Genomic DNA, 16740 nt, shown 5'->3' on the forward strand with positions numbered 1-16740 from the left:
TCAGCACCCCTTGGTGGCGGAGCCGAGGCAGGTGTCCTGGCGGGGGATGCCGTTGAACGCCTGGTCGAAGTCGATGTTGATCGGCGACACCATATTGCCGTTGGCGTCCCGGTACTTGGGCATGTTCATGAAGGCGCCCTTGAGGGCAGTCATGAAGGCGTTGCTGTCCATGTCGCGCCAGGCCACATCCTGGGTCTGCAGGGAGATGAAGAAGCCTTTGGCAGAGTTCTGCATGCTGCTCATGTCCGCCGTGTTGCCCACCGGCAGAGACTGGAACTGGGACAGGTTGAAGCAGGTCTGGATACCCAGGATGCTGCAGTTGTTCGATGCAAATGCACCCAGCAACGCATCTGTCCATCCTCCTGCACAACCCGCCGTGCAGTTGAGTCCCTCTCCATTCTTGATACCAGCCATCGTTCCACGGACCGGATCCGCAGTCCCGCCAGAGCTCACAAGGTTGGCATCAGCCTCGACTGTGCTGGACCGGTAAACACCGGCCAAGAAAAGCGCAAGCCTCTGCCCTACATCCGCCTTGTTGTAAATGGCCTCTCCAGTCCCCTTGATGTGAACTGGGATATTCCCGGTCAGGCTCTGGATGTCACCCGAGAGAATCCCCTTGGCCTCGCCAAAGCCGATGCGCACCCCCACTACCTGGTTGCCCGAATAGGCGAACTCGACGAAGGGGTTGGAGACCTTGAAGGGGTTGATGGTGTTGTCGGCATTGACGGTGCCGAGGGCGAAATTGTTGATCAGGATGTCCGACGAGCCGGCCGCTTCGCCGGCGCGGTTGTACTGGCCGAGCTGGAGCTTCTTGATGTTGAGCTGGGTGTCGACGTCCACCCCGAAGTTGACGCGGGTGTAGTTGATGCCGGCGTTGGCGTCGGTGGTCAGGTTGATGAAGGCCTGGCCAGTGATGGTGGAGAGTTGGTCGTCGTCCAGGGCCTGCATCTGGGCCTGGGCACCGGTGGCCAGCAAGCTGGCGGCGAGCAGGAAGACAGCGCCCCTGAAGGGACTGCGAGACGGACGCATGGCGGGTTCCCTCACTTTTCTTGTTATCCGGGGCCGCTCCGGGGGCGGCACGATTCCGTGTTGCCACTATAGGGGCGCCCCCGCCATTTAGGCCCGACCCATAGGCGGGAAAAGGGCGGAATTGCATGGGCCCCGTACCGAGCTACCGTTGCGGTTGTTACCCAAATCCACACCCGGGCTTGCCGCCCTGGCTTAGGACTGGTGATGCGCCACCGCTATCCGCCCTCGGCGTTCACCCGTCTTTGGATAGCTGGGCGAGCACCGGGGCACCTGTTCAACTGCCGGCTCCAAACCAACAAGGAGCCGTTGCCATGCTGAAATTCCCTGTCCTTCCCATCGCCCTCGTTGCGCTCGGCCTACCCTTCATGGCCTCGGCGGCGGGTGAGCAGAGTGCGCTGGATCGTCAACTCAGCCTGATGAGGGGTGAGCCCCGCGCAGTGCTCGCCCCATCCACGCTTAAGCCCAAGCTGTTCGGACGAAATGCACTGAGCGCGGCTGCGGCCATCACCGGCACGCTGACTGTCGGCAAGGTCATTACCTATGACGGGAACAACAACACGCCTTACAACCAGGAGCCCACGGATACCACCACGTTCAACATGGTCCTGGCCGGGTACTTCAACCTCCCGCCCACCTCCGGCTCCTTGAGCCCCAACCTGGCCGCCACCACTACTCAGCTTGCGTTCACCAGGGTGGTCAAACTGTTCAACCCCGCCCCGATCCCGGAGGCGGACCTGCTGTGCAACCTGTTCGTCACCTCCAGCCTTGACGTGCAAGGCGTCAGCCTCGACGGCACCTACCTCCCGCTCAGCAAGGTCGGCTCATCGGTGAAGAACGGGACGACCTACTTCGACTACTTGGCCGTCAACCTGGATGACAACGCCCCCAACTACCCGCAGTACTTCCTCGACGAGCACGCCTTCTGCACCACCTTCGAATCCTTCAACAGCACCTACCCCAACGGCGCCTCGGTCCCGGTGACGCTGGTGCCCTGATCGCCCAGGTGACGCACTGCGTCAGTTTGCGACTGGCGCAGGAGGGGGGCCGGGGGCGTAGAATCGCCCCAGGCCATGCCAGGCCGTGCCTTCACGGCCTGGCATGTTTTCTGCTCCCACCCTGCCATGGCCGCCCTCCTCTCTCTCATGACCACAGACCCGGATTACGCCGACGCCCGCTGGGACGAACTGAAGAACCAGAACGACCTGGCCTGGGACCTCGACGCCATCACCGACCGCCAGCAGGCCATCGACTTCCTGCTGCGCTTCGAGAACCGCCTGTGCGTCTACTCCAGCTACGTGGAGAAGCTCTACAGCAACTACAGCTTCGTGGTGCCGGAGGAGACCCACGGCAGCATCACCATCCTGCCCGACGAGCAGGCCTGGCATGACACCTTCAACGAGATCCCGCCGGAGGCGGTGCAGCCCACGGGCATCCACATCCTCCCTGGCGAGACCATGGGCCACACCGGCCTGTACCTGAAGATCCCCGGCGAGCATCGCCTGGCCGCCTCCCGCGAGGTGCCCTTCCAGGAGGGGCTGAAGCTGCTGATCCAGCGCTACCAGGCCAAGCACGACCACTTCCTGCCGGTGCTGGCCAAGGGTGACCTGCGCGAGTACGAGGCGCGCATGCCGTCGCTGCACCTGCACCGCGTCGACACCACGCGCCTGGGCCACCTGTCGCAGCTGGAGGTCAACACCATCAAGGCCGCCATCGCGGACCACCTGATCGGACTCTTCCGCCACGCCTGACCGGGTGCGGCACGCGATCCTTTGATCGCTTCGGGCTGATTCGTCGCCCCCCTCATGCAGTACAATCGCCCCCTTTTTCCTGGCAGGGACCGTCTCCCACGATGATCGAACCCAAGCGCGTCTTGCGCGCCCTCGCCGAACACTGGTCGCTGCTGGAGCCGCTGTGCGAGCGCTTCGATACGGGCACCCTGAGCCTGTCCGAGCTGCGCATGCAGGTCGGCGCCCAGTTGCCGGCGGGCACGCCCACCGATATCACCGCGTTGCTCGACCAGTGGATCCGCCTGGATATCCTGGTGCCGGTGGCCAAGAGCCCCAATCGCTTCGAGCTGAACGCCCAGATCCACGACTTTCTCGCCTACCTGCGCCGCGAGCACCGCCTCGGCCTGTGCCTGGAGATCGAGGCCTACCTGCGCCACCTGGAGCGCCTGGCCGGGCACATCCAGGAAGCCTTCGAGATCCGCGACGGCAACGACCTGGCACGCCAGCTGCGCCTGCTGGACATGCGTGTGCGTGACGTGCTGAAGAAGCTCGACAACGACGAGCAGGCGCTGGTGGGCGTGGCCGAGCGGGCCAAGACCAGCGACCGGCAGATTCCGCTGCGCCAGCGTTATGCCGAGGTCCTGGCGACCTGGGACGAGTACGTCGAGCCGATGATCCAGCTGGTGTCCGCCGATGGCGCCTTCGAGCAGGGCGTGCGCCGGGTGGAGCAGGTGCTGCTCAAGCTGCTCGGTGAGCAACAGCGCCTGGGCCAGCTGGTGGACGACGACCTGCTGCTGCGCACCCATGCGCGCATCCTGGAGATGCAGACCACGGCCCAGCTGACCCTGCGCAAGGCCCGTGAGCTGCTGCTGCCGCTGCGCGAGGAAGCGCGCCGGCACAACGCCGTGACCCGTGGCGCCGCCCTGGCGCTCTCGGTGATCCGCAAGAAGGGCCTGGACGGGGTGCCCCAGGCGGCGATGCCGCTGTTCACCCGGCCGCAGAGCACCTTCCTCGGCAGCGCGTCCCAGGTGGAGGCCTACGTCTACGCCCTGGCGCGCTTCGAGCCCAAGCCGGCGCACTTCCCCAAGGCCGGCGTTGGCCGCAAGGGCGCGCCGCCCAAGGCCCCGCGCACGGCACGGGAGATGATCGAGCGCTGCGAGCAGGCCCTGCCGCTGCCGGACCTGATGGCCTGGCTGCTGGAGCAGGAGCCGGACGGCGCCACCGACGAATTGCTGTACTGGTTCTCCCGCCTGTCGCGGGATGGCCGCTTCCAGCGCGAACGCCTCGAGCGCCGCGACTACCTCACCGCCGAGCATCAGGTCAGCCTGAGCTCCTTCGCCCTCATCAAGAGCGAAAACCATGCAACTTGATCTTTCCGAAATGACCCAGCTCCAGGCGATCTTCCGCGAGCTGTTCAAGGGCTATCACCTCTCCCGCAGCGAGCCGGAGTGCTACGCCCAGCTGTCCACCATGCAGGACCAGTACCGGGCGCTGTTCAAGGCCCTGGGCTTCGAGCTGGTGTGTGACCCGCGCGGCTTCTACTACTTCGTGCCCGAGCAGATGGGCGCGCAGGTGAACAAGACGGCGCAGCGCCTGGCGCTGTTCACCTTCATCCTGGTGGAGCACCTGGCCGACCAGGGCCGCGACCCGCTGGCGGTGCTCGACGGCGGCAGCATCGGCCGTGACGAGCTGCCGGCCCTGCTGGACAAGTACCGTGACCTGTTCCTGCAGGCCGAGGTGACCACCCATGAGGAGCTGGAGGAGAAGATCATCCGCCGCCTCACCCAGCTGGGCTTCGCCGAGGACAGCAACGGTGTGTACCGCTTCCTGCCGCCGATGCACCGCTTCCTCGATGTATGCCTGTCGGTGCAGCACGACCGCGACCTGGCGGCCAGCCTGCACAGCACCGACCTGCCGCTGCAGGCGCCGGTGCTGATGGACGACGACGGCGACGAGCCCATCGTCAGCCTCGATCCGCAGGAGAGCCCTGTGGATGAGTCCGAAGAAGATGCCCTGGCCCGCGCCATGGCCGAAGAGCGCGCTGCACAGGAGATCGACGCATGAGCCAGGAACGCTACGGCATCCGCCGCTTCGCCCTGCTGAACACCGCCGGCTACAGCCTGGGCCTGTTCCCGCTGGAGAACCCGCTGTCGGTCTACGGCGCCAACAACCTGGGCAAGTCTGCGTCGATCAACGCGCTGCAGTTCCCCATCCTGGCGCGCATGTCGGACATGAGCTTCGGCAAGTACAGCCTGGAGCAGTCGCGCAAGTTCTACTTCGCCACCGACACCAGCTACATCCTCGTGGAGGTGTCCCTGCCCCACGGCCCGCACGTGATCGGCGTGGCCGGTCGCGGCCCGGGTGGCGGTTTCGGTCACCAGTTCTTCGCCTACCAGGGCAGCCTGGACCTGGATCACTACCAGAAGAACGGCACCTGCCTGCGCCAGCGCGAGCTGTTCGCCAACCTGGAGCGCGAGGGCATCAAGGCCTACGAGCTGAAGCCCGATGAGCTTCGCCGTCTGCTGGTGGGCGGGCATACCTCGATCCCGCTGGACCTGACGCTGATCCCGCTGCGCTCCACCAGCGAGCACAGCCTGAAGACCTTCCGCGCGCTGTTCATCAACCTGCTGCACATGCGCGAGATCACCGCGGCCAAGCTCAAGCAGCTGTTCCTCGATGCGTTCGAGCACAGCCTGCGCTCGGGCAGCGTGGACTACATCGCGGCCACCGAAGAGGCCTTCCGCGATGTGCGCCGCATGGAGCAGGACTACCAGGCGCTGGTGGCCGCCGGCCCGCTGGTGGAGGCACTGGCCAACGGCGTGACCCAACGCGAGATCCTGCGCGGCAAGCTGCATCGCCTGTCGCCCCTGCTGGATTCGCTGCTGGGCACCTGGCACGACTACTCGGGCGCGCGCCGCGAGGAGCTGGTGATCCAGGCCGAGCACTACCGCAGCGAGCAGGACGGCCTGCAGAACGAGCAGCGCGGTGGCACCACCGAGCTGATGCGCCTGGAGCGCGAGATCACCGAGACCCAGCGCTGGCTGGGTGAGCTGGCGGTGTTGAAGAATCGCTTTGCGCTGGTGGAAGACGCCAAGGTGCTGGAGCAGCAACTGCTCGCCGCGAAGGACGCCCACGACGAGCTGGCCGGTGCGCTGGCCCAGTCCCGCCAGTTCTCCACCGAGGACCTGGACGAGCGCGTGCGCGATCTGGAGAAGCGCCTGAAGGCGGTGAAGCAGCAGCTCGACCATGCCGACAACAACAGCTACTCGCGCCTGCGCGAGGAGTTTTCCCAGGCCGACGTGGATCGCCTGATGCGCCTGTTCAACGGCCAGCTGTTCAGCCTGCCGCTGGGCGAGAAAGGCATCCAGCTGGATGACGCGGACGCCTGGGTGAAGACCCTGGAAGCGGTGCTGGATGGCTTCAAGGGCGATCACTTCATCGCCCCTGGCCTGGAGGTGGACCTTTCCCACATCGAGCCGCCGGCCCTGCAGGCCCTGGCCGACCGGGCGGCGCTGCGCGACCAGAAGGACCGCCTGGAACGCGAGCTGAAGCAGCTGAAGACCCAGCAGTCCGTGGCCGCCGACCGTTCCGCGAGCAAGGCCCAGGCCGAGCAGCTGTACCAGGCGGTGCTGGATGCGCAGAAGGCCCTGGAGGACTTCCGCAAGACCCAGACCCTGACCGCCGAGGAGCCCGCCAAGCTGGAGAAGCTGGCGGTGCTGGAAGCCTCGCAGGACGAGCTGAAGCGCTCCAGCGATGCCTTCACCGAGCGCGTCCAGCAGCTGTCCGCCAAGCTGCAGCTGGTGGGCCGTCAGCTGGCCGACCTGGAAGCCAAGGAACGCACCCTGGAGGACGCGCTGCGCCGTCGCCAGCTGCTGCCGGCCGACCTGCCCTTCGGTACGCCGTTCACCGACCCGGTGGACGACAGCCTCGATAACCTGCTGCCGCTGCTCAACGACTACCAGGACACCTGGCAGGCGCTGCAACGCATCGATGGCCAGATCGACGCGCTCTATGCCCAGGTCCGCCTGAAGGGCGTGGCGAAGTTCGACAGCGAGGAAGATGCCGAGCGTCGCCTGCAACTGCTGATCAACGCCTACGCCCACCGCCAGGACGAGGCGCTGACCCTGGCCAAGGCCCGCCGTGCGGCGGTGACCGACATCGCCCGGACCCTGCGCAACATCCGCAGCGACTACGACAACCTGGAACACCAGCTGGCGCTGTTCAACCGCGAGATCAACAAGCGGCAGGTGTCGAACCTGGCGAGCTTCCGCATCGTGCTGGCGCCGAACAAGGATGCGCTGCGCCACATCGACCAGATCATCCACAGCGCCGGCCAGTACGAGGAAGGCGAGACCCTGTCGGTGTTCGACCTGACCCAGTCCGCCGAGCAGGACGCGAAGAACGAGGAGGCCAAGGAGTACCTGGCACGCCTGGTGGCGGCCAACGGCAACCAGCTGGGCCTGAAGGACCTGTTCGAGCTGGCGTTCGAGATCACCAAGGTGCATGGCCAGCCGGTTATCCACACGGACATCGATGGCGCGGCGTCCAACGGTACGACCATGACCATCAAGGCGCTGACCAACATGTACCTGCTGCTGCACCTGATGGATCGCGAGCAGGCCGGGCGCATCCGCCTGCCCTACTACCTGGACGAGGCGGCGGACATCGACGAGCGCAACCAGCAGGCGCTGATCGAGACCAGTGCGCAGTTGGGCTTCACGCCCATCCTGGCGTCGGTGAAGCCGCAGGTTTCGGCCCACGTGGCCATCGACCTGGAAGGCGGCAGCGGCCCGAACGGCATCTACATCGACGAGGCGGACTGGAAGTTCATCAAGCCCCGCGAGAAGGCAGCCAGCCCGGCCACCGCCGAGGCGACGGGTTCCGAGGTGGAGCCCGCCTGACCGGGATGCTGTTTCGCTGACAACAAAAAGGGCCGCTTCGCGGCCCTTTTTGTTATCGGGGTGGGGTCATTTGCCGAGTTCGATCTTCGGTGCCCACTTCAACCACTCTTCGTTGAGTTCGTCGTGCAGGGCGAAGGTCTGGCCGGGGATGGCCGGGCTGCCCATCTGGGCGTTGTCCGGGGTGGCGAAGGCGATGCCGCCTTCCAGCAGCGCTTCGAGGGACTCGGTGCGCACCTTCACGCCCTTGAACAGGCCGGCATCGATACCAACGCCGCTGGCATTCCAGAAGCGCGTGCCGCTGCGCACCAGGGGCGCGTAGCGGGGCTCGATGAGGATGTGGATCAGCACCCGGTCGGCGGAGCTGCCGAGTTCGAAGCTCTCCACCTTGCCCACCGGCACTTCGCGGTAGCTGACCACGACGCCGGGCTTGATGGAGCCCCGGCGGGCGGTGCTGAGGGTGACGCGCAGGCCCTCTTCCCGGGCGATGGTGGACGGCGGCTGGGCCAGGGCGGTGAAGCGCGTCTGGCTGGCGCCCTTGCGGGAGGACGGCTGGACTTCGAGGTACTGGCCGCTGACCAGGGTGTCGAGGTTGGCGGTGCGCACCAGGCCGAGCTCGGGCTTCACCACCCAGAACTGGGTGCCTTCGCGGGCGATGCGCTCAGCGGACTCGGTGATACGGGCGACCACGACGACGCGGCTGAGGTCGTCCGCCAGGGAGATGCGCTCGACGCTGCCGACATCCAGGCCTTTGTAGCGGACCGGGGTGCCTTCGCGCAGGCCGTCGGCCTGGGGCATGAGGATCTCCACCAGGGTGCCTTTGCCGAGGGCGAGGTTCTCGTTGTCGTAGAGGGTGAAGCGCCGCGGCTTGGTGACGGGGGTGGCCTTGGCGTCGGGGGTGGCGAAGGCGATGCCGCCGGCGAGCAGGGTCTGCAGGGACTCGCTCTTCACTTCGACGCCGGAGAGCCCGCCCTTGATGCTGACGCCGCTGACATTCCAAAAGCGGGTGGATTCGTTCACCAGGGAGGCGAACTCGGGCTCGATGTGCACGCCGACCACGACGCGCTGGTGGTCGCGGGAGAGCTGGTAGCTCTGGATGCTGCCGACACGCATCTGCTTGTAGAGAATGGGGCTGCCGACATCGAGGGAGCCGAGCTTGTCGCTGGTGAGCACCAGGTGCAGGCCGGGGGCGTCGGTGTTGAGCGGCGGGGCCTTGGGCCGGGCGGTGAACTCACGGGTTGGGGTGCCGCTCTTGGCGAAGCGCACGGCGATGTAGTTGCCCTTCACCAGCGCTTCGATGCCGCTGATGCCGGCGAGGGAAATGGAGGGTTTGACCGTCCAGAACTCGGTGCCTTCGACGAGGAAGTCTTCGGTGCGGGGCTCCATGGTCAGTTCGGCGGTGGCGCCGGCGAAGTTCTTGTCCATGTCGAGCTTCTTGAGGGTGCCGACCTGGACGCCGTTGTACATGACGGGGGTGTTGCCGGGGTTGAGGCCGCTGACGTCTTCCATCCGCAGCAGGACCTTGAGGCCCGCCTCAGCCGCCTCGAAGCCGTCGTAGAGGCGGAAAGGGATGGTGGAGTCGGTGGGCGGGCTGTCCTGGCGGTTCTCGGGCGTGGCGAAGGCGATGCCGCCGGCGGCCATGCTGAGCAGCGATTCGGTGCGGATCTTGACCCCGGAGAGGCCGGCGGTGACGTTGAGGCCGCTGGCGTTCCAGAAGCGGGTGTGTTTGCGCACGAGGTGGGCGTAGGGCTGTTCGACCAGCACCTTGATCTCGACGGTGCGCTGGTCGGCGGCGAGCTGGTAGCTCTTCACCTGGCCGACCTGGATCTGCCGGTAGTAGACGGGGCTGCCCTGTTCCAGCGAGCCGAGGCGCTCGGCCTTGAGGGTGATGTGCAGGCCGGGCAGCGAGTCGGAGAGCGGCGGCGGTTCGGCGAGGGCGTGGTACTTGCGCTCGGGCTCGCCCTTGACCGGGTCGATGGCGATGTAGATGCCGGAGACGAGGGTTTCCAGCCCGGTGACGCCGGCGAGGGAGACGCGGGGGCGGACCAGCCAGAAGCGGGTTTCCTTGCTCAGGTAGGGCTCGGCCTCCTTGAGCACTTCGACGGTGGCGACCACGCCCTTGATGTCGTCGCTGACGTGCAGGTCAGTGACCTTGCCGACCTGGATGCCCTTGTACATGAGCTGGGTCTTGCCGACCTGGATGCCTTCGCCGTTCTCGAAGTAGATGGTGATGTTGATCCCGGCTTCGTTCATGGACTTCCAGCCCAGCCAGAGGCCGATCGCGAGGGCGATCAGGGGCAGGACCCAGATGGCGGACCAGTTGGTGGTTTTCTTCTTCGTGGGCTTGGGCAGGTCAGCCATGCTCGTCGTCCATATCGGTGTTGTCCCAGATGAGTCGAGGGTCGAAGGTCACTGCCGCCACCATGGTGAGGACCACGACGCTGGCGAAGGCCGCGGCGCCGATGTTGGCCTCGATGCTGGCGAGGTTCCCGAAATTGACCAACGCCACGAGGATGGCGATCACGAAGATGTCCAGCATGGACCAGCGGCCGATCCATTCGATGAATCGGTACATGAGGATGCGCTGGCGGGCGGACATCGGTTGGTGGCGTTGTACGGAGTAAAGCAGCAGGGCGATGCCCACGAGCTTGAAGGTGGGCACGAGGATGCTGGCGGTGAAGACGACCAGGGCGATGGGCAGCATGTCGGCGTGGATCAGCTCGATGACGCCTTCCATGATGGTGGAGGGCGAGCCCTTGCCGAAGAAGTTGACCGTCATGATCGGCAGCACGTTGGCCGGGATGTAGAGGATGGTGGCAGTCAGCAGCAGGGCCCAGGTGCGTACCAGGCTGTCGGGCCGGCGGGCGTGAAGTCGGGAGCCGCAGCGAGTGCAGTTGGGAGCTTCGTCATCAGGGTCCGGCCGGTTGAGCTGATGGCATTCGCCGCAGACGAGGATGCCGGCATCAAGCGCTCTCACTGGCGTGCCCTCCTTCGTCCAATGCATCCCAGACCTGATGGGGCGACATGGTGACTTCGAGCCAGACCTGGGACAGCAGCAGGCCGATGAAGCAGGCCAGGCCGATACCGAGGTGCAGGTCGGCGAGGTCGATCAGTTTGACGATGCTGACGAGGATGCCCATGAGGTAGACCTCGAGCATCCCCCACTCACGCAGGTGGTGATACAGACGATACAGGTGCAGGCCCACCACCTGGTAGCGCTGCCAGCGTATGCACAGCAGGACCAGCAATTGGCAGACGAGCTTGAGAAGGGGGATGACCATGCTGCAGAGGAACACCAGCACGGCGACGCCCTGCATGCCGCTGTCGTAGAGGCCGAGCACGCCGGTCCAGATGGTGTCCTGGGTGGTCTGCCCGAGCAGGTTGAGCTTCATGATGGGCAGGAAGTTCGCCGGTACGAACAGCAGCAGGGCGGTGAGCACGAGTGCCATGGCCCGTCGCTCCATCTGCGCACGGTGGACGATCAGCTCGTAGCCACAACGGGGGCAGCAGGCTTTCTGCTCCTCTTCGACATGCTGGCGATGCATCAGCAGGTCGCATTCGGGGCAGGCGAGCAATTCCTCCAGGGGGTATTCGGACAACGGGCGGACTTCAGCCGAGTCAGGCATACGGGGAGCTCACGAAGATTCGCGCTTATTCTAGACGAGCACAGCCTCAAAAGAGACTGCCCGAGTGTGACTGCATCTGGCAGACCGAGGTTCATTTCTCGCCCTGCTCAAAGGCCTGCACCTGGAGTGTTCGTGCACTGCAACAGCGTTTCAGCCCGCTATATGCGCGTCGGAGTTCAGTGCGATTTTCTTTCGCGCAAAGTCAAACCCCCGATCACCTTTCGATGATCGGGGGTTTGGTATAGGTGCTTGACGATGACCTACTCTCACATGGGGAAACCCCACACTACCATCGGCGATGCATCGTTTCACTACTGAGTTCGGGATGGGATCAGGTGGTTCCAACGCTCTATGGTCGTCAAGCAATTCTTTAGGGTGATCGTCGAGACGCTCACCCGAATTCGGGTATGTGACAGTACTTTGCGGTTCAATCGAACTTTCGGTTTGTCGACTTCACCAACAACACCAGATTGTTTGGGTGTTATATGGTCAAGCCTCACGGGCAATTAGTATTGGTTAGCTCAACGCCTCACAGCGCTTACACACCCAACCTATCAACGTCGTAGTCTTCGACGGCCCTTTAGGGGATTCAAGATCCCAGTGAGATCTCATCTTGAGGCGAGTTTCCCGCTTAGATGCTTTCAGCGGTTATCTCTTCCGAACATAGCTACCCGGCAGTGCCACTGGCGTGACAACCGGAACACCAGAGGTTCGTCCACTCCGGTCCTCTCGTACTAGGAGCAGCCCCTCTCAAATCTCAAACGTCCACGGCAGATAGGGACCGAACTGTCTCACGACGTTCTAAACCCAGCTCGCGTACCACTTTAAATGGCGAACAGCCATACCCTTGGGACCGGCTTCAGCCCCAGGATGTGATGAGCCGACATCGAGGTGCCAAACACCGCCGTCGATATGAACTCTTGGGCGGTATCAGCCTGTTATCCCCGGAGTACCTTTTATCCGTTGAGCGATGGCCCTTCCATACAGAACCACCGGATCACTAAGACCTACTTTCGTACCTGCTCGACGTGTCTGTCTCGCAGTCAAGCGCGCTTTTGCCTTTATACTCTGCGACCGATTTCCGACCGGTCTGAGCGCACCTTCGTACTCCTCCGTTACTCTTTGGGAGGAGACCGCCCCAGTCAAACTGCCCACCATACACTGTCCTCGATCCGGATGACGGACCAGAGTTAGAACCTCAAGCATGCCAGGGTGGTATTTCAAGGATGGCTCCACGAGAACTGGCGTCCTCGCTTCAAAGCCTCCCACCTATCCTACACAAGCAGGCTCAAAGTCCAGTGCAAAGCTACAGTAAAGGTTCACGGGGTCTTTCCGTCTAGCCGCGGATACACTGCATCTTCACAGCGATTTCAATTTCACTGAGTCTCGGGTGGAGACAGCGCCGCCATCGTTACGCCATTCGTGCAGGTCGGAACTTACCCGACAAGGAATTTCGCTACCTTAGGACCGTTATAGTTACGGCCGCCGTTTACCGGGGCTTCGATCAAGAGCTTCGCTTGCGCTAACCCCATCAATTAACCTTCCGGCACCGGGCAGGCGTCACACCCTATACGTCCACTTTCGTGTTTGCAGAGTGCTGTGTTTTTAATAAACAGTCGCAGCGGCCTGGTATCTTCGACCGGCATGGGCTTACGGAGTAAATCCTTCACCCTCACCGGCGCACCTTCTCCCGAAGTTACGGTGCCATTTTGCCTAGTTCCTTCACCCGAGTTCTCTCAAGCGCCTTGGTATTCTCTACCCAACCACCTGTGTCGGTTTGGGGTACGGTTCCTAGTTACCTGAAGCTTAGAAGCTTTTCCTGGAAGCATGGCATCAACCACTTCGTCATCTAAAAGATAACTCGTCATCAGCTCTCGGCATTGAGCGCCCGGATTTTCCTAAGCACCCTGCCTACCACCTTAAACTTGGACAACCAACGCCAAGCTGGCCTAGCCTTCTCCGTCCCTCCATCGCAGTAACTAGAAGTACGGGAATATTAACCCGTTTCCCATCGACTACGCTTTTCAGCCTCGCCTTAGGGGCCGACTCACCCTGCGTCGATTAACGTTGCGCAGGAACCCTTGGTCTTTCGGCGTGGGTGTTTTTCACACCCATTGTCGTTACTCATGTCAGCATTCGCACTTCTGATACCTCCAGCGAGCTTCTCAACTCACCTTCACAGGCTTACAGAACGCTCCTCTACCGCGTCACTTACGTGACACCCGCAGCTTCGGTGTGTGGTTTGAGCCCCGTTACATCTTCCGCGCAGGCCGACTCGACTAGTGAGCTATTACGCTTTCTTTAAAGGATGGCTGCTTCTAAGCCAACCTCCTAGCTGTCTAAGCCTTCCCACATCGTTTCCCACTTAACCACAACTTTGGGACCTTAGCTGGCGGTCTGGGTTGTTTCCCTTTTCACGACGGACGTTAGCACCCGCCGTGTGTCTCCCACGCTCGGCACTTCCAGGTATTCGGAGTTTGCATCGGTTTGGTAAGTCGGGATGACCCCCTAGCCGAAACAGTGCTCTACCCCCTGGAGTGATACGTGAGGCGCTACCTAAATAGCTTTCGAGGAGAACCAGCTATCTCCGAGCTTGATTAGCCTTTCACTCCGATCCACAAGTCATCCGCTACCTTTTCAACGGGAGTCGGTTCGGTCCTCCAGTCAGTGTTACCTAACCTTCAACCTGCTCATGGATAGATCGCCCGGTTTCGGGTCTATACCCAGCGACTAAACGCCCTATTAAGACTCGCTTTCGCTACGCCTCCCCTATTCGGTTAAGCTCGCCACTGAATATAAGTCGCTGACCCATTATACAAAAGGTACGCAGTCACCTAACAAAGTAGGCTCCCACTGCTTGTACGCATACGGTTTCAGGTTCTATTTCACTCCCCTCTCCGGGGTTCTTTTCGCCTTTCCCTCACGGTACTGGTTCACTATCGGTCAGTCAGTAGTATTTAGCCTTGGAGGATGGTCCCCCCATGTTCAGACAAAGTTTCACGTGCTCCGTCCTACTCGATTTCACTTCCAGGACCCTTTCGCGTACGGGGCTATCACCCACTATGGCCGCACTTTCCAGAGCGTTCCGCTAAAATCCAAGAAGCTTAAGGGCTAATCCCCGTTCGCTCGCCACTACTAAGGGAATCTCGGTTGATTTCTTTTCCTCAGGGTACTTAGATGTTTCAGTTCCCCTGGTTCGCCTCTTGCACCTATGGATTCAGTACAAGATACCTAGGTTATCCTAGGTGGGTTCCCCCATTCAGAGATCTCCGGATCAAAGTCTGTTTGCCGACTCCCCGAAGCTTATCGCAGGCTACCACGTCTTTCATCGCCTCTGACTGCCAAGGCATCCACCGTATGCGCTTCTTCACTTGACCATATAACCCCAAGCAATCTGCAAGTGGTCATGGTGTGAAGACGACATTCGCCGAAAATTCGCGCTTGAACTCGCAAATTTTGCCTTGAGTTGCTGAGTGCAGTGAAACACTCAACAAGTCACTTCTATCACATACCCAAATTTTTAAAGAACGTTCTGGCGCAAAGACCAGAAATCAATACCTGAACCAGGTACTCATTTCTGAGCTTTCAGCGATTGTGCGGATGGTGGAGCCAAGGAGGATCGAACTCCTGACCTCCTGCGTGCAAAGCAGGCGCTCTCCCAGCTGAGCTATGGCCCCTTCAGACCTGCTGCGCCCTCGACAATTGGTGGGTCTGGGCAGATTCGAACTGCCGACCTCACCCTTATCAGGGGTGCGCTCTAACCAACTGAGCTACAGACCCAATCGTCACACTTTCGGGTCTAAACCCAATCGCTTTTCGCAAGTGAATCAAGCAATTCGTGTGGGAGCTTATGAAGAAGCTGATGTCTTCGATTAAGGAGGTGATCCAGCCGCAGGTTCCCCTACGGCTACCTTGTTACGACTTCACCCCAGTCATGAATCACTCCGTGGTAACCGTCCTCCTTGCGGTTAGACTAGCTACTTCTGGAGCAACCCACTCCCATGGTGTGACGGGCGGTGTGTACAAGGCCCGGGAACGTATTCACCGTGACATTCTGATTCACGATTACTAGCGATTCCGACTTCACGCAGTCGAGTTGCAGACTGCGATCCGGACTACGATCGGTTTTATGGGATTAGCTCCACCTCGCGGCTTGGCAACCCTTTGTACCGACCATTGTAGCACGTGTGTAGCCCTGGCCGTAAGGGCCATGATGACTTGACGTCATCCCCACCTTCCTCCGGTTTGTCACCGGCAGTCTCCTTAGAGTGCCCACCCGAGGTGCTGGTAACTAAGGACAAGGGTTGCGCTCGTTACGGGACTTAACCCAACATCTCACGACACGAGCTGACGACAGCCATGCAGCACCTGTGTCAGAGTTCCCGAAGGCACCAATCCATCTCTGGAAAGTTCTCTGCATGTCAAGGCCAGGTAAGGTTCTTCGCGTTGCTTCGAATTAAACCACATGCTCCACCGCTTGTGCGGGCCCCCGTCAATTCATTTGAGTTTTAACCTTGCGGCCGTACTCCCCAGGCGGTCGACTTATCGCGTTAGCTGCGCCACTAAGATCTCAAGGATCCCAACGGCTAGTCGACATCGTTTACGGCGTGGACTACCAGGGTATCTAATCCTGTTTGCTCCCCACGCTTTCGCACCTCAGTGTCAGTATCAGTCCAGGTGGTCGCCTTCGCCACTGGTGTTCCTTCCTATATCTACGCATTTCACCGCTACACAGGAAATTCCACCACCCTCTACCGTACTCTAGCTCAGTAGTTTTGGATGCAATTCCCAGGTTGAGCCCGGGGCTTTCACATCCAACTTGCTGAACCACCTACGCGCGCTTTACGCCCAGTAATTCCGATTAACGCTTGCACCCTTCGTATTACCGCGGCTGCTGGCACGAAGTTAGCCGGTGCTTATTCTGTTGGTAACGTCAAAACAGCAAGGTATTAACTTACTGCCCTTCCTCCCAACTTAAAGTGCTTTACAATCCGAAGACCTTCTTCACACACGCGGCATGGCTGGATCAGGCTTTCGCCCATTGTCCAATATTCCCCACTGCTGCCTCCCGTAGGAGTCTGGACCGTGTCTCAGTTCCAGTGTGACTGATCATCCTCTCAGACCAGTTACGGATCGTCGCCTTGGTGGGCCATTACCCCACCAACTAGCTAATCCGACCTAGGCTCATCTGATAGCGTGAGGTCCGAAGATCCCCCACTTTCTCCCGTAGGACGTATGCGGTATTAGCGTTCCTTTCGAAACGTTATCCCCCACTACCAGGCAGATTCCTAGGCATTACTCACCCGTCCGCCGCTGAATCATGGAGCAAGCTCCACTCATCCGCTCGACTTGCATGTGTTAGGCCTGCCGCCAGCGTTCAATCTGAGCCATGATCAAACTCTTCAGTTCAATACTGCTTGGGTTTTGAGAAAACCCTAAACTTGGCTCAGCAATCGCAAA

Annotated in this window: 9 protein-coding genes, 2 tRNA genes and 3 rRNA genes; 5 read left to right on the forward strand and 9 right to left on the reverse strand. The window is 61.5% G+C overall.

The genetic code is table 11. From position 1 onward, the window contains the following. The gene (locus RTK35_RS25300; protein WP_316909281.1) at positions 1–1029 is read right to left on the reverse strand and encodes a DUF6160 family protein; all 1029 of its coding nucleotides are present in this window, start codon (positions 1027–1029) and stop codon (positions 1–3) included. A gap of 311 nt (positions 1030–1340) precedes the next feature. On the opposite strand from RTK35_RS25300, the gene RTK35_RS25305 reads away from it, so the two are divergent. The 5 genes from RTK35_RS25305 to mksF all read left to right on the forward strand — a co-directional run bounded on the left by RTK35_RS25305 (position 1341) and on the right by mksF (position 7657). Then, positions 1341–2024 (forward strand): hypothetical protein, encoded by a 684-nt coding sequence (locus RTK35_RS25305; RefSeq protein ID WP_316909282.1) that lies wholly within the window; start codon positions 1341–1343, stop codon positions 2022–2024. A 147-nt stretch (positions 2025–2171) separates the two neighbouring features. Continuing rightward, on the forward strand, positions 2172–2777 hold the full coding sequence (locus RTK35_RS25310; protein WP_316909283.1) for a hypothetical protein: 606 nt from the start codon (positions 2172–2174) through the stop codon (positions 2775–2777). 101 nt (positions 2778–2878) lie between these two features. Continuing rightward, on the forward strand, positions 2879–4126 hold the full coding sequence (mksB, locus tag RTK35_RS25315) for an Mks condensin complex protein MksB (protein WP_044407837.1): 1248 nt from the start codon (positions 2879–2881) through the stop codon (positions 4124–4126). Next, the gene (gene mksE / locus RTK35_RS25320; protein ID WP_069566494.1) at positions 4116–4820 is read left to right on the forward strand and encodes an Mks condensin complex protein MksE; all 705 of its coding nucleotides are present in this window, start codon (positions 4116–4118) and stop codon (positions 4818–4820) included. Before mksB ends, mksE begins: the two co-directional genes overlap by 11 nt. Next, entirely contained in the window at positions 4817–7657 is a 2841-nt protein-coding gene (gene mksF / locus RTK35_RS25325) for an Mks condensin complex protein MksF (protein WP_208276237.1), read from the forward strand. Before mksE ends, mksF begins: the two co-directional genes overlap by 4 nt. A 66-nt stretch (positions 7658–7723) precedes the next feature. On the opposite strand, the gene RTK35_RS25330 is transcribed toward mksF, so the two are convergent. From RTK35_RS25330 to RTK35_RS25365, 8 genes are all read right to left on the reverse strand, one after another. After that, positions 7724–10015 (reverse strand): PqiB family protein, encoded by a 2292-nt coding sequence (locus tag RTK35_RS25330; protein WP_044407831.1) that lies wholly within the window; start codon positions 10013–10015, stop codon positions 7724–7726. After that, positions 10008–10631 (reverse strand): paraquat-inducible protein A, encoded by a 624-nt coding sequence (locus RTK35_RS25335; protein ID WP_107331827.1) that lies wholly within the window; start codon positions 10629–10631, stop codon positions 10008–10010. Before RTK35_RS25335 ends, RTK35_RS25330 begins: the two co-directional genes overlap by 8 nt. Continuing rightward, positions 10618–11280 (reverse strand): paraquat-inducible protein A, encoded by a 663-nt coding sequence (locus tag RTK35_RS25340; protein ID WP_074973543.1) that lies wholly within the window; start codon positions 11278–11280, stop codon positions 10618–10620. The genes RTK35_RS25335 and RTK35_RS25340 overlap by 14 nt, the downstream gene beginning before the upstream one ends. A 247-nt stretch (positions 11281–11527) precedes the next feature. Beyond that, positions 11528–11643 (reverse strand): 5S ribosomal RNA (rrf, locus tag RTK35_RS25345). Between the two features lie 122 nt (positions 11644–11765). Continuing rightward, positions 11766–14657: ribosomal RNA gene (locus RTK35_RS25350) — 23S ribosomal RNA — on the reverse strand. A 224-nt stretch (positions 14658–14881) separates the two neighbouring features. Further along, positions 14882–14957, reverse strand: a tRNA-Ala gene (locus RTK35_RS25355). Positions 14958–14983: 26 nt separating this feature from the next. Then, positions 14984–15060 (reverse strand) — tRNA-Ile (locus RTK35_RS25360). Between the two features lie 93 nt (positions 15061–15153). Next, a 16S ribosomal RNA gene (locus RTK35_RS25365) occupies positions 15154–16689 on the reverse strand. Together the 16S, 23S and 5S rRNA genes with 2 tRNA genes alongside form the textbook arrangement of a ribosomal RNA operon. Between the last annotated feature and the right edge of the window lie 51 nt (positions 16690–16740).

Origin of the sequence: Pseudomonas sp. zfem003 (assembly GCF_032621675.1) — a bacterium.
Taxonomy (GTDB): domain Bacteria; phylum Pseudomonadota; class Gammaproteobacteria; order Pseudomonadales; family Pseudomonadaceae; genus Metapseudomonas; species Metapseudomonas otitidis.